We start from the raw sequence: 14647 nt of genomic DNA on the forward strand, positions 1-14647 counted from the left end.
CTTAGCGAGCCGCGCTGATCAGTCCCGACCGCCGGACCAATCGGATGGTCGGCATCGGCGCGGCGTCCCCTCCTGTGCGAGGGGATTTTTCATTTCCGAAAGTCGCAGCCGTGGGCAGAGACGATCGATGGAGCTTTGAGGACCATGAGCGAGACGAACCCCGCTGCCCCCTCCGAGGTGGCAGCGCCGCACCGCTACACGGCCGCCGTGGCGGCCGACATCGAGGCACGCTGGCAGGACTTCTGGGACGCCGACGGCACCTACGCGGCGCCGAACCCCAAGGGTGACCTGGCGGGTGACCCCGGGCTGGTCGCCCGGCCCAAGAAGTTCATCATGGACATGTTCCCGTACCCCTCCGGCGCGGGCCTGCACGTCGGTCACCCGCTCGGGTACATCGCCACCGACGTGTACGCCCGCTTCCAGCGGATGACCGGCCACAACGTCCTGCACACCCTGGGCTTCGACGCCTTCGGCCTGCCCGCCGAGCAGTACGCCGTGCAGACCGGCACCCACCCGCGGGTGTCCACCGAGGCCAACATCGAGAACATGAAGGCGCAGCTGCGCCGGCTGGGCCTGGGCCACGACAAGCGCCGGTCGTTCGCCACGATCGACCCGGACTACTACAAGTGGACCCAGTGGATCTTCCTGCAGATCTTCAACTCCTGGTACGACGACGAGGCCGGGAAGGCCCGTCCGATCTCGCAGCTGATCGCCCAGTTCGAGTCCGGTGAGCGGGCCGTGCCTGGGCACACGCGCGCGTGGCCCGAGCTGAGCGCCGCCGAGCGCGCCGAGGTCCTGGGCGAGTTCCGCCTGGCCTACGCCTCCGACGCGCCCGTCAACTGGTGCCCCGGCCTGGGCACCGTGCTGGCCAACGAGGAGGTCACCGCCGACGGCCGCTCCGAGCGCGGCAACTTCCCGGTCTTCAAGGCCAAGCTGCGCCAGTGGAACATGCGCATCACCGCCTACGCCGACCGGCTGCTGGACGACCTGGAGGAGCTGGACTGGCCCGAGGCCATCAAGCTCCAGCAGCGCAACTGGATCGGCCGCTCCGAGGGCGCCCGCGTCGACTTCCCGATCGACGGCGAGCGGATCACGATCTTCACCACCCGCCAGGACACCCTGTTCGGCGCCACCTACATGGTGCTGGCGCCCGAGCACCCGCTGGTGGAGAAGTTCACCCCGGCCGCCTGGCCGGAGGGCACCCACGAGGTGTGGACCGGCGGCCACGCCACCCCGGCCGACGCCGTCGCCGCCTACCGGGCCCAGGCCGCCTCGAAGTCGGACGTGGAGCGCCAGGCCGAGGCCAAGGACAAGACCGGCGTCTTCACCGGCGCGTTCGCCGTCAACCCGGTCAACGGCGAGAAGATCCCGGTCTTCATCGCCGACTACGTCCTGATGGGCTACGGCACCGGCGCGATCATGGCCGTCCCCGCCCACGACAGCCGCGACTTCGCCTTCGCGCGCGCCTTCGAACTGCCGATGCGCTGCGTGGTCGAGCCGGCCGACGACCGTGGCACGGACCCCTCGACCTGGGACGACGCCTTCGCTTCGTACGACGCGAAGATCGTGAACTCCGCCGGCGACGACGTGAAGCTGGACGGCCTGGGCGTCGTCGACGCCAAGGCGCGCATCACCGAGTGGCTGGAGCGCAAGGGCATCGGCGAGGGCACCGTCAACTTCCGCCTGCGCGACTGGCTGTTCAGCCGCCAGCGCTACTGGGGCGAGCCCTTCCCGATCGTCTACGACGAGGACGGCGTGGCCCACGCGCTGCCCGAGTCGATGCTGCCGCTGGAGCTGCCCGAGGTCGAGGACTACTCGCCGCGCACCTTCGACCCGGACGACGCCGACACCCAGCCCGAGACGCCGCTGTCGCGCAACGAGGACTGGGTCAACGTCACCCTGGACCTGGGCGACGGACCGAAGAAGTACCGCCGCGAGACCAACACCATGCCCAACTGGGCCGGTTCCTGCTGGTACGAGTTCCGCTACCTGGACCCGCACAACGACCGGCAGCTGGTCGACCCGGAGATCGAGCGCTACTGGATGGGCCCGCGCGAGGGCATGCCCCACGGCGGCGTCGACCTGTACGTCGGCGGCGCCGAGCACGCCGTGCTGCACCTGTTGTACGCGCGCTTCTGGTCCAAGGTCCTGTACGACCTGGGGCACGTCTCCTCCGCGGAGCCGTTCCACAAGCTGTTCAACCAGGGCATGATCCAGGCCTACGTCTACCGGGACGCCCGCGGCATCGCGGTGCCGGCCGCCGAGGTGGAGGAGCGCGACGGCGCCTACCACTACCAGGGCGAGAAGGTCTCCCGGCTGCTGGGCAAGATGGGCAAGTCCCTGAAGAACGCGGTTACTCCGGACGAGATCTGCGCCGAGTACGGGGCCGACACACTGCGCCTGTACGAGATGGCGATGGGCCCGCTGGACGTGTCCCGGCCGTGGGACACGCGCGCGGTGGTGGGCCAGTTCCGGCTGCTGCAGCGGCTGTGGCGCAACATCGTCGACGAGACGACCGGCGAGGTCACCGTCGTCGACGCCGAGCCGGACGAGGCGACGCTGCGCGCCCTGCACAAGGCGATCGACGGCGTCCGCCAGGACCTGGAGGGCCTGCGCTTCAACACCGCCATCGCCAAGGTGACGGAGCTGAACAACCACCTGACGAAGACGGGCCGGCCCGTGCCGCGCTCGGTCGCCGGGGCGCTGGTGCTGATGGCCGCCCCGCTGGCCCCGCACATCGCCGAGGAGCTGTGGCACAAGCTGGGCCACTCCGGCTCGGTCGTCCACCAGGACTTCCCCGTCGCCGACCCGGCGTACGTCGTCGATGAGACCGTGACCTGCGTCGTCCAGATCAAGGGCAAGGTGAAGGCGCGTCTGGAGGTCTCCCCGGCCATCTCCGAGGAGGAGCTGGAGAAGGTGGCGCTGGCCGACGAGAAGGTCGTCGCGGCGCTGGAGGGCGCGGGTATCCGCAAGGTGATCGTGCGGGCGCCGAAGCTGGTGAACATCGTTCCTGCGTGAGTGCCTCGGGGTAGTCCCCTACGGGCAGGTTCGGGGTTCTTCTGGAACCCGGGGCCTGCCCGTTGCGTTTACCGTGGAAGGGCGGCGCGACCGGTGCCGCGCGAGCCGGAGGAGGAGCGCTGTGGAAACAGTCGTCACCGTCCTCGTCCTCCTCTTCGCGGTCTTCGTGGTGCTCGGCGCCTACGCCGCGGTGAAGGTGGTCGGGGCGGCCAAGCGCAGTGTGGACCGCACCATCACCCAGGCCCGCCGCACGGTCGAGGACCACACGCTGCGGGCCAAGTCCTTCACCCAGCCCGGCCCGGGGGGCGAACTGGCCCAGCTGCGGCTCACCCTGCGCACCTCGATGCGCGCCACCCAGGACGCCCTGTACGCGGGCGTGTACGAGGACGAGTCCCTCAAGGAGTCCATCGCCCTGTTCGAGCGGCTCAGCGTGCACGGGCGTGAACTCGAGGGCGACCTCAAGCGACTGGAGGCCGATCCGGACCGGACGACGCTCACCGAGCGGCTCCCGGTCCTGCGCGAACGCACCCGGCGCATCACGGAATCGGCCGACTCCCTGCGCTGGGCGGCCCGCGACCGCGCCCGCCGCTTCGCCGACGACGACCTGGACACGCTGAGCGCCCAGATCGACGTGGAGGCCGGCGCGCTGCGCCACTGGACCAAGACCGAGCCGGCCGAGCCGTCGACCGAGACCGAGCCGTCCGGACCGACGACCGGGCCACCGGCCGCCGCGGAGGACCCGCGGACCAGGCACGGGGCCCCACGGCAGGCCTCCGCCGAGGAGCCGGTCCGGCCCGCCATCACCCCGTCGGGCCGTCGCCCCGTCTACCCCTGGCAGAAGAAGCCCCGGCCCGAGAGCACGACTTGAACACGGCCCGATCCGGCCACACGTGACCCGGTGAGAGGGGCTGGGCTGCCGTCGGGGCACTACGGCAGGTAACCTCCAGCTCATGTCCCGCCATGTCGCGATCGTCACCGATTCAACGGCCTACCTGCCGCCGCGGACGATGGAGCGCCACGGCATCACCGCGGTTCCGCTGACCGTGGTCCTCGGAGACCAGGCGCTCGAAGAGGGCACCGAGATCTCGACGCGTTCACTCGCCCAGGCGCTGCAGAAGCGGAGGCCCGTCACCACCTCGCGGCCCAGCCCCGAGCTGTTCGCCGAGACCTATCGCAGGGTCGCGGCGTCCGGCGCGAGCGGCATCGTCTCCCTGCACCTGTCCGCGGAGCTCTCCGGCACGTACGACGCCGCGGTGCTCGCCGCGCGTGAGGCGCCGGTGCCGGTACGGGTGGTGGACACCGGGATGGTCGCGATGGCGCTCGGCTTCTGCGCCCTGGCCGCGGCCGAGACCGCGGAGGCCGGCGGCACGGTGGACGAGGCGGTCATGGCCGCGGAGAAGCGTGCCGGGGGCACCTCCGCCTTCTTCTACGTCGACACCCTCGACTATCTGCGCCGCGGCGGCCGCATCGGCGCGGCGCAGGCCCTGCTGGGTTCCGCTCTCGCCGTGAAACCGCTGCTCCAGTTGCAGGACGGCCGGATCGAACTCCTGGAGAAGGTGCGCACCGCCTCGAAGGCGATCGCCCGCCTGGAGGAGATCGTGGCCGAGCGCGCGGGCGGCGCCGACGTCGATGTCGCCGTCCACCATCTCGCCGCTCCCGAAAGGGCGTCGGCCCTCGCGGACCGGCTGCGTACACGGGTGTCCGGCCTGGCCGACCTGCACGTCAGCGAGGTCGGGGCGGTGATCGGCGCGCACACCGGTCCGGGGCTGCTGGGGGTCGTGGTCTCGCCGCGCTGACCCGTACGGGTGAGCGAGTTGTCCACAACTGGGCGGTAGTCCCCGGAAATTGAGCAAGATCATCGCGCGTGTGCCGGTTTGCCGGATGCTCCTGGCATGGCACTTCGATCACGCTCACGCACAGCGGCGGCGACCAGCGGCCCGGGCCGCGCCCCCGACTCGGACGGCCGCTCCCGCCACCGACGCCCACCGGCCCGCCGGGGCTCCCACGCCTCGGCGGAGGATCTGCACCGCCGCGCGCAGGCACTGTTCGCCGAGCGCGCGGCGCGGGCGGGGGAACCGGGCGGTGACTCCCCGGAGGCCGCGCGCAAGCACAAGACCGGCCCTGACCCGGCCACGCCGATTCGGCCCCTTCGTCCCAGGCCGTCCTGGGCCACCGCGACGCCGGACCGGACGGGCCGCCCACCGGACGCGTCGAGCGAGGCTGCGGCGCTTGGCGCGGGGTCGGCCCCTGTGGGTGGTGAGGGCGCGACGACCGGGGGCGACTTCGGTCGCGCCCGCAGGAGTGAGCCGAGCGCGGCGGCCGTGGGCCGGCTTGTGGCGGGTGGCGCGGATCCGAACGGTGTGGCTGATGTGGGGCTTGGCGTTGTGGGGAGGGCGGGTGTGGCTGCCGTGGGTTCGCTTGCGGCGGGTGGTACGGCGCCGTCTGTCCTGGCCGACGTCGTCGCTGCCACGAGTGAGGCGAGGGCAGTGGCCGCGGGTCCGCCCGCGGTGGACTGCACGGATTCGACTGCCCTGGGCGATGGGGGTTTTGTCACCGTGCGGGAGGTGGGCCCGGCTGTGGCGGCCGGTGGTGGGCTGGTCGGCGTGGGCCGGGCAGCCGCAGCCGGAGCCTCTGCTGCGGCGGTGGGCGTGGGTTCGGCGGCCGTGGTCGGCGGCGGGGCGACTGGCATGGCCGGTGGCGGCTCGGCAGCGATGGCCGCTGCCGGCCCGGCTGTGGTCGTCGACGGGGGTTCGGCGGACGTGAGTCCGTCCGGCGCGGGCCGCGTGAGCCCCGCTGCCGTGCGCGAAGTGAGCTGCTCGACCACGGCGGTTGGGGCGGGCCCGGTGGCGGCCGGCCGCAGGGGCGCGGCCCATCCCGCTGTGCGGGGCGCCGTGGAGACGGGCGGCGATGCCGAGTCGGAGCCCTTCGGTCCTGCCGGGGTGCCGGACTGGCGGGAGCGGACCGGGGCCGCGGTGCGCGAGCGCATGCCGTTGTGGTTGCAGGCGCGGTGCGGGCTGGAGCGCAGGAACGTGGTGGCGCTCACCGTACTGTTCGCCGTCGCCGCGCTCCTCGCCGTGCAGCACTTCTGGACCGGCCGTACGCAGACGGTCCAGGCACCCGAGGTGGTGCGGGCCGTGGCTCCCCACGAGGACCAGGGGCAGGACAAGGCCACCACGGCCGGGGCGCCGCCGGTCCTCGCGCGGGGCGCTCCGGCGTCCCCCGGCACGGAGATCGTGGTGGACGTCAGCGGCAAGGTCCGGCGCCCCGGAATCCAGCGCCTGCCGGCCGGGTCGCGGGTGGCCGACGCCCTCCAGGCGGCCGGCGGGGTCCGTCCCGGCACCAGTACCGACGGCCTCAACCGGGCCCGCTTCCTGGTGGACGGCGAACAGGTCGTCGTCGGCGGCCCGGCTCCCGCCGCTGTACCCGAGGCGCCCGGAGCGGGCCTCTCCGGCGCGGCCGGTACGGGTGCCGCGGGCACGTCCACGGCCCCGGTCTCCCTCAGCACGGCCACCGCCGACCAGTTGCAGACCCTGCCCGGCGTCGGTCCCGTGCTGGCCCGGCGCATCATCGACTACCGCACGCAGCACGGCGGCTTCCGCTCGGTGGACCAACTGCGTGAGGTCAGCGGCATCGGCACGCGCCGCTTCGCCGATCTGCGGGACCTGGTCAGCCCGTGAACCTCGATACCGACACCGGTACCGACACCGGCATTGGCACCGACACCGGCACCGACACCGGCATTGGCACCGGCACCAGCACCGACCCCGGCACCGAGCGAGGCCCCGCACCTCCCGGCCGCCCTGTCCCTGCCGAGCCCCCATCCGCCCGGACTCACCACCGCCCTGCGGTGCACGCCGCCTCCGGCAAGCGACTGGGCAACGCCCATCCCCGGCAGGAAGGACCGGCAGACCTCCGGCTCGTCCCTCCCGCCCTCGCGGCGTGGGCGACGGCGGCCGTGGCACTGGACGGCTCCACGGGCCGAGTGACCGGCTTCGTGATCGCCTGCCTCGCCGCTGCCGCCGTACTCCTGGTGGGCCGACGACGCGGAAGCCGTGGAACACCCACACCCACGGCAGGGCAGCCACCGGCTCCTGCCATCAGGCGGTCCGGGACACGTGCCTCCTGGGCGCGTACCTCCGCTGCCGCCGCGCTCCTGGGCGCCGCCGCGGCCGCCGTGTCCGCCGGGCTCCACGGGGCGGACGTGCGGCGCGGTCCGGTGCCCGCTCTGGCACGGCAGTTCGCCACGGTGACCGTCGAGGTGGAGCTGACCTCCGACCCCCGCCTCACCGGCCCCCGGATCCGCGGTGACCGTCAGGCGCCTCCCTCCGTACGGGTGGACGCCGAGGTGCTGCGCGTCGACCGACCCGGCTCGGCGGCGGCGGTGGTGACCCGGACTCCGGTGCTGATCCTGGTCAACATCGGCTCGCGCACGGCGTCCCGTGTCGGGGACCCGTCGGGAAACCCGGGACGCTCACCGGACGGGCACGACACGCACCCCGCGGAAGGGGCACAGCTCTCGCCCTGGCTGGGGCTGCTGCCGTCCACGCGGCTGAGAGTGACCGCGCGGCTGTCGCCCCCGATGACGGGCGGCGACCGGATCGCGGCGGTCCTCCGGGTCCAGGACAGGGCGCCGCCCGAGGTGGTGGCGGAGCCGTCCGTGCCACAGCGGCTGGCGGGCCGGCTGCGTGCCGGGCTGCGGGCGGCGACCGACGGCCTGCCGGCGGACGCGCGGGCGCTGCTGCCGGGCCTGGTCGTCGGGGACACCTCGCGGATCACCCCCGAACTCGACGAGGCGTTCAAGGCGACGGACCTCACACACCTCCTGGCCGTCTCCGGGAGCAACCTCACCATCCTCCTCGCCCTGCTCCTGGGGCCACCGGGCCTGGCCCAGCGAGTGGAGCGCCGTGGCCTGGCACCGCGGCTGGGCCTGCCCCTGCGCGGCACCGCGCTGTTCGGGGCGGCGCTCACCCTGGGGTTCGTCGTCGTGTGCCGGCCCGACCCGAGCGTGCTGCGGGCCGCGGCCTGCGGAGCGGTGGCGCTGCTCGCCCTCGCGACCGGGCGCCGCAGATCGCTGCTCCCCGCCCTGGCGACGGCCGTACTGCTGCTGGTGCTCTACGACCCGTGGCTGTCGCGCAGTTACGGCTTCCTGCTGTCGGTGCTGGCCACCGGAGCCCTGCTCACCCTCGCGCCCCGCTGGAGCGCGGCACTGCAACGGCGTCGGGTCCCCGCCAGGGCGGCCGAGGCGCTGGCCGCGGCGGCAGCGGCGCAGGCGCTGTGCGCGCCCGTCGTCGCCGTGCTGTCGGCCCGGGTGAGCCTGGTGGCGGTGCCGTGCAACCTGCTCGCGGAGGCCGCCGTCGCGCCCGCGACCGTATTGGGTTTCGCGGCGCTGGCAACGGCACCGGTCGCGATGCCGGTGGCGAAGACGCTGGTCTGGTGCGCGAGTTGGCCGACCGGGTGGATCGCGGACGTGGCCCGGACGGGGGCGGCCCAGCCCGGCGGGGGAGTGGACTGGCCGGGAAGCTGGACCGGGGCGCTGCTGCTGGCCCTCGTCACGGTGGCGGCCGTGCTCGCGGGCCGGTGGCTGCTGAGACACCCCTGGCTCTGCGGGGTCTGCGGGGCGCTGCTCCTCCTGGTGGTCGTGCAGCCGCCGCCACTGACCCGGTTGATCACCGGCTGGCCGCCGCCCGGCTGGCGGTTCGCGATGTGCGACGTGGGCCAGGGCGACGCGACGGTGCTCGCGGCGGGCAGCGGCGCCGGTGTGGTCGTGGACGCCGGACCCGACCCGGCACTGGTGGACCACTGCCTGCGCAAGCTCGGCGTCACCAGGGTCCCGCTGGTCGTACTGACCCACTTTCACGCCGATCACGTGGCCGGCCTGCCGGGCGTGCTGCGCGGACGCGCGGTGGGCGCGATCGAGACGACCGGTTACCAAGAACCCGCGCAGCAGGCCGAGTTCGTACGGAGGGAGGCAGCCCGTCACGGCATTCCGCTGACCCGTGCCGGTGCCGGGGAACAGCGCGGTACCGGTGACCTGACCTGGCAGGTGCTGTGGCCGCCACCGCCCCCCGCACCGGACCCGGACGGACCCAACGACGCCAGCGTCACACTGCTCGTCCACTCCGGCGGACTGCGCCTGCTGCTCCTGGGCGACCTCGAACCCCCGGCACAGCAAGCGCTGTTGAACTCCCCGATGAGCGCGCGACTGGCGGGCGTGGACGTGCTCAAGGTCGCCCATCACGGCTCGGCGTACCAGAGCCCGGACCTGATACGCGTGGCGGCTCCGCGCCTGGCCCTGATCTCCTGTGGCGCGGACAACAGCTACGGGCACCCGGCTCCTCCCACCGTCGCGGCCCTGCGCGCGCTGGGCGCGGTGGTGCTGCGCACGGACCAGGACGGGGCACTCGCGGTGACCGGTGCGGGTGCGGGGGTGCGTGTGGCGCGGAACTGAATGCCGGGGATGTGTGCCGGTTGCGGGGAAGGTGAGGGGAAAATTTCATTTTCTGTCAATGAGCAGCCAGTTGGTGCTCCTTGTGTGCAGTCCCGTGGCATGTGCCGGATTCTCATGATGTGGGCTCGTGTTGCCTGGAATGCCCCGTTGATGATCGAATACTTCTTCGGCAATGGAGATGTCGAGGCATGCATGGGGTGGCGTAGATGTTCGGCCGCTGGCTGGGAAACCGAACGAACCGGGTGCAACAGGCGAGTCCGCTCGCGGCGGTGCAGACTCCGCCCGACGCGGGTGTGTTGAGCTGCCGGGTGCTCGATCCGGTCAACCAACCGGTGGCGCACGCCGAGTTCACCGTCAGCGACACCATGGGGCGCACGGTGGTCGGCGGCGGCACGGATCCCTACGGGTTGTTCCTGGCGACGGTGCCGGCGGGGGAGTACCGGCTCGCCATCTCCGCGGAGGGGTACACGCCGCACAGGGCGACCGTGTTCGTCGGCGAGAACTCGCTGGCCCCGTTGGGCGATGTGACCCTCCAGGTCGCCCAGCCGCCGGACCTGCCGGCGCCGGGCGACTGGGAGATAGAGGCGACGCACTCCTCGATCGGCTTCACCGCCCGGCACATCGGGCTGGCCCGGATCCACGGGCGGTTCAACTCCTTCGCGGGAGCGGTGCGGATCTCCGATCCCGTGGAGCGGTCCGCGATGCACGTGGTGATCGACGCGGCGTCCATCGACACGAACGTGCGGATGCGTGACGACCATCTGCGTTCGGCGGACTTCCTGGACGTGGCGAACTTCCCGACGCTGGAGTTCTACAGCGAGCGGTGCGTGCACAGGGGCGGCAGCAGATGGGCCGTCACCGGCGCGCTGTCGCTGCACGGGGTGACGCGTACGGTCACCCTCGACATGGAGTACCTCGGGCTCGGCAACGGCATAGAGGGCGAGGTGCGGGCGGCCTGCCGGGCCACCACCGAGCTGCACCGTGACGACTACACGGTGAGCTGGCAGACGATGCTGGCGCGGGGGATCGCCGTGGTCGGGCCGACCATCCAGGTCGCCCTCGACGTACAGCTCGTCCCCAAGGCCTGACGCCCGGCCGGGCACGGCCGTCGGGCGCCGCCGGCCGCCGGCCGCCGGTCCTCGGCACGGCGGGCTGCCGGACAATGGCCCCGTGAGCGATGTGAGACACGTGCTGGTGCTGCCCGACCGCGATGCCGCGGAGGAGGTGGCGCAGGCACTCGCGGAGCGGTTCGTGGTCGACGAGGAGCCGCGGATCGTCCGCGACGCGCTGGCCGGTGAGGACGACGCCGAGGACGCGCAGTGGCTCGTCGTCCTCCGGGACGAGGCGGAACGGCTGGATCCGGCGGAGCTGGACGCGTTCGCGGCGGAGTGGGAGGGCTGGCGCGAGGAGCCCTAGCCCTGTGGGGGCCGGGTGCGAACCGGTGTGGTCCGCGGCGTCCGGTGCCACGTGCCGGGGGCCTTGTCAGTGGTCCGTGGGATGCTTGTCGCGATGGCCAGGAAGACTGCGAACGACGACCTTCTCGCCCCGGTGACGCTTGCCGTGGGGCAGGAGGACCTCCTGCTCGACCGTGCCGTGCGGGAGGTGGTGGCCGCCGCCAGGGCCGCCGACGCCGACACGGACGTACGGGACCTCACCCCGGACCAGTTGCAGCCCGGCACGCTCGCCGAGCTGACCAGTCCGTCGCTCTTCGCGGAGCGCAAGGTCGTGGTCGTGCGCAACGCGCAGGACCTGTCGGCCGACACGGTCAAGGACGTCAAGGCGTATCTCGGGGCGCCCGCCGAGGAGATCACACTGGTGCTGCTGCACGCGGGCGGCGCCAAGGGCAAGGGCCTGCTCGACGCGGCGCGCAAGGCCGGTGCGCGCGAGGTGGCCTGCCCGAAGATGACCAAGCCGGCCGACCGGCTCTCCTTCGTACGGGGCGAGTTTCGCGGGCTCGGGCGCTCGGCCACACCGGAGGCGTGCCAGGCGCTGGTCGACGCGATCGGCAGCGATCTGCGGGAGCTGGCGTCGGCGGTGGCGCAGTTGGTCGCCGACATCGAGGGGACGATCGACGAGGCCGTCGTCGGCCGCTACTACACCGGGCGGGCCGAGGCGTCCAGCTTCACGGTCGCCGACCGGGCCGTCGAGGGTCGGGCGGCGGAGGCGCTGGAGGCGCTGCGGTGGTCGCTGGCCACCGGCGTGGCACCGGTGATGATCACCAGCGCGCTCGCCCAGGGCGTGCGGGCGATCGGGAAGCTGTCGTCCGCACGCGGCGGCCGTCCGGCCGACCTGGCGCGGGAACTCGGCATGCCGCCCTGGAAGATCGACCGCGTCCGGCAGCAGATGCGCGGCTGGACCCCGGACGGCGTGGCCGTCGCCCTCCGCGCGGTGGCCGAGGCCGACGCGGGCGTCAAGGGCGGCGGCGACGACCCCGAGTACGCCCTGGAGAAGGCCGTGGTCACCATCGCCCGGGCGGCCCGCTCCAGAGGACGCGGCTGAGACGGCCCGCGCCACCCCGCGTCGAAGGTCCCGGCCTCTCTTCACGCCTGCGCGACACGCCGAAGACCCCGCCGCTCTCCCTGGGGAAAGGGAGTGCGGTGGGGCCTTCGGTTCACGCCGTTCGGTTCCGCGCCCGCGTGGCGAACGCAGGCCGCGCGCGGATCCGGGGGTGCCGGTCGGGGGCGGATGAGAGAGGGCCCGCCCTCAGTCCTTCCGGCCAAGTCGGATCCCGGAGGATCCGTTCAGATCAAGGAAGGGGCTCAGCCCTTGAGGGCCGTGACCTTGGTGGCCAGCGCCGACTTCTTGTTGGCGGCCGCGTTCTTGTGGATGACGCCCTTCGAGACGGCCTTGTCGAGCTGACGCGCGGCAGCGCGCTGGAGCTCGGTGGCCTTCTGGACGTCACCCGCGGCAGCGGCCTCGCGGGCCTTGCGGATCGCGGTCTTCAGAGAGGACTTGACGGCCTTGTTGCGCAGCCGCGCCTTCTCGTTGGTCTTGTTCCGCTTGATCTGGGACTTGATGTTCGCCACGAATGAGCCTTTTCAGGTTCTGGTACGGGGCCGCACGGGTCCCGCACCGGTGATTTCTTGAGTTGTGCCTCGCGCGTAGAGGGCATGAGACACAGTCGCCCAGGCTACCAGTGGCCCGCTGGGCGGCCCAAACCGGTCGCCGGTCCCCACCCGTGGGACCATGGAAGCTACGTATCGTTCCGACCCGAGGCATAAGGCGCCTCAAGAAACAGGACCCTGCGTGCCCGCGACCCCTGACAACGTGCCCGAGCCGAGCCGTACCGCCCCGGCTCTGATCCGCAACTTCTGCATCATCGCGCACATCGACCACGGCAAGTCCACGCTCGCCGACCGGATGCTCCAGCTGACCGGGGTGGTCGAGCAGCGGCAGATGCGCGCCCAGTACCTCGACCGCATGGACATCGAGCGCGAGCGCGGCATCACGATCAAGTCCCAGGCGGTGCGTCTGCCGTGGGCTCCCACCCACGACCCCGGCAACACGCACATCCTCAACATGATCGACACCCCGGGGCACGTCGACTTCACCTACGAGGTCTCGCGGTCGCTCGCCGCCTGCGAGGGGACCGTCCTGCTCGTCGACGCGGCCCAGGGCATCGAGGCCCAGACCCTCGCCAACCTCTACCTGGCGATGGAGAACGACCTCACGATCATCCCGGTCCTCAACAAGATCGACCTGCCGGCCGCGCAGCCGGAGAAGTTCGCCGAGGAGCTGGCCAACCTCGTCGGCTGCGACCCCGAGGACGTGCTGAAGGTCTCCGCCAAGACCGGCCTCGGCGTCGACGCGCTGCTCGACCGGGTGGTCAAGGAGATCCCGGCCCCGGTCGGCGTCGCCGACGCCCCCGCCCGCGCGATGATCTTCGACTCCGTCTACGACTCCTACCGCGGTGTCGTGACCTACGTCCGTGTCATCGACGGTCAGCTCAACAAGCGCGAGCGGATCCGGATGATGTCCACCGGCGCCACCCACGAGCTGCTGGAGATCGGCACCAACTCCCCGGAGATGCTGCCGGCCGACGGCCTCGGTGTCGGCGAGGTGGGCTACCTGATCACCGGGGTGAAGGACGTCCGCCAGTCCAAGGTCGGTGACACCGTCACCAGCCAGCACAAGGGCGCCGAGGAGGCGCTGGGCGGCTACAAGGACCCCAAGCCGATGGTCTTCTCCGGCCTGTATCCGCTGGACGGCTCCGACTACCCCGAGCTGCGCGAGGCGCTGGACAAGCTCCAGCTCAACGACGCCGCCCTGGTCTACGAGCCGGAGACCTCCGCCGCGCTCGGGTTCGGCTTCCGCGTCGGCTTCCTCGGCCTGCTCCACCTGGACGTGATCCGCGAGCGGCTGGAGCGCGAGTTCGGGCTCGACCTGATCGCCACCGCCCCCAACGTGGTCTACCGCGTGCTGATGGAGGACGGCACCGAGCACACGGTCACCAACCCCAGCGAGTTCCCCGAGGGGAAGCTCGCCGAGGTGTACGAGCCCGTCGTACGGGCCACGATCCTCGCGCCCACCGAGTTCATCGGCTCGATCATGGAACTGTGCCAGACCCGCCGCGGCACGCTGCTGGGCATGGACTACCTCTCCGAGGACCGCGTCGAGATCCGCTACACCCTCCCGCTCGCGGAGATCGTCTTCGACTTCTTCGACCAGCTGAAGTCCAAGACCCGCGGCTACGCCTCCCTCGACTACGAGCCCACCGGTGAGCAGAGCAGCTCCCTGGTCAAGGTCGACATCCTGCTGCACGGCGACAAGGTGGACGCCTTCTCGGCGATCACCCACAAGGACCAGGCGTACGCGTACGGCGTCCGGCTCGTCGCCAAGCTCAGGGAGCTGATCCCGCGGCAGAGCTTCGAGGTGCCCGTCCAGGCCGCCATCGGCTCCCGGGTGATCGCCCGCGAGACCATCCGCGCCATCCGCAAGGACGTCCTCGCCAAGTGCTACGGCGGTGACATCTCCCGTAAGCGGAAGCTGCTGGAGAAGCAGAAGGAAGGCAAGAAGCGCATGAAGATGGTGGGTTCCGTGGAGGTTCCGCAGGAGGCCTTCATCGCGGTGCTCTCCAGCGATGACAGCGCGGGATCGGCCAAGGGCAAGAAGTGACCGCCCGGTAGCCCGGGGCGTGCGGCCGTTACCCGGTGAACCGGGTGAAAATGGGGCCCGTCGTGC

General features: G+C 72.1%; 10 protein-coding genes. 9 read left to right on the forward strand and 1 reads right to left on the reverse strand.

The features are described from left to right. The first annotated feature begins 144 nt into the window (after window positions 1–144). The 8 genes from leuS (at window position 145) to holA (ending at window position 11965) form a co-directional block, all read left to right on the forward strand. The gene (gene leuS, locus TNCT6_RS21105) at window positions 145–3018 is read left to right on the forward strand and encodes a leucine--tRNA ligase (protein WP_141361007.1); all 2874 of its coding nucleotides are present in this window, start codon (window positions 145–147) and stop codon (window positions 3016–3018) included. A gap of 121 nt (window positions 3019–3139) precedes the next feature. After that, window positions 3140–3886 (forward strand): hypothetical protein, encoded by a 747-nt coding sequence (locus TNCT6_RS21110; protein WP_141361009.1) that lies wholly within the window; start codon window positions 3140–3142, stop codon window positions 3884–3886. A gap of 82 nt (window positions 3887–3968) precedes the next feature. Continuing rightward, window positions 3969–4814 carry a DegV family protein gene (locus TNCT6_RS21115; protein WP_141361011.1) on the forward strand — a complete coding sequence of 282 codons (846 nt, stop codon included), beginning with the start codon at window positions 3969–3971 and terminating at the stop codon, window positions 4812–4814. 768 nt (window positions 4815–5582) lie between these two features. After that, window positions 5583–6695 carry a ComEA family DNA-binding protein gene (locus TNCT6_RS21125; RefSeq protein ID WP_253266180.1) on the forward strand — a complete coding sequence of 371 codons (1113 nt, stop codon included), beginning with the start codon at window positions 5583–5585 and terminating at the stop codon, window positions 6693–6695. Between the two features lie 170 nt (window positions 6696–6865). Then, on the forward strand, window positions 6866–9466 hold the full coding sequence (locus TNCT6_RS21130; RefSeq protein WP_172632971.1) for a ComEC/Rec2 family competence protein: 2601 nt from the start codon (window positions 6866–6868) through the stop codon (window positions 9464–9466). Window positions 9467–9672: 206 nt separating this feature from the next. After that, window positions 9673–10554, forward strand: a complete 882-nt coding sequence (locus tag TNCT6_RS21135; protein WP_141361014.1) for a YceI family protein — start codon at window positions 9673–9675, stop codon at window positions 10552–10554. 82 nt (window positions 10555–10636) lie between these two features. Further along, window positions 10637–10882, forward strand: coding sequence for a hypothetical protein (locus TNCT6_RS21140; protein WP_141361016.1), 246 nt, complete (start codon window positions 10637–10639; stop codon window positions 10880–10882). Window positions 10883–10975: 93 nt separating this feature from the next. Beyond that, complete coding sequence (gene holA / locus TNCT6_RS21145) at window positions 10976–11965, forward strand: DNA polymerase III subunit delta (RefSeq protein ID WP_216372790.1); 990 nt, start codon at window positions 10976–10978, stop codon at window positions 11963–11965. A gap of 260 nt (window positions 11966–12225) precedes the next feature. Here the strand turns inward: holA and rpsT are convergent, their stop codons facing one another. Then, a complete protein-coding gene (gene rpsT / locus TNCT6_RS21150) occupies window positions 12226–12492 on the reverse strand; it encodes a 30S ribosomal protein S20 (RefSeq protein ID WP_141361020.1) in 267 nt (88 codons plus the stop codon). Between the two features lie 220 nt (window positions 12493–12712). Here rpsT and lepA point away from each other — a divergent pair, with 220 nt between their 5' ends. Continuing rightward, on the forward strand, window positions 12713–14581 hold the full coding sequence (gene lepA, locus TNCT6_RS21155; RefSeq protein ID WP_141361022.1) for a translation elongation factor 4: 1869 nt from the start codon (window positions 12713–12715) through the stop codon (window positions 14579–14581). Window positions 14582–14647: the final 66 nt, after the last annotated feature.

Source organism: Streptomyces sp. 6-11-2, assembly GCF_006540305.1.
Lineage (GTDB): Bacteria > Actinomycetota > Actinomycetes > Streptomycetales > Streptomycetaceae > Streptomyces.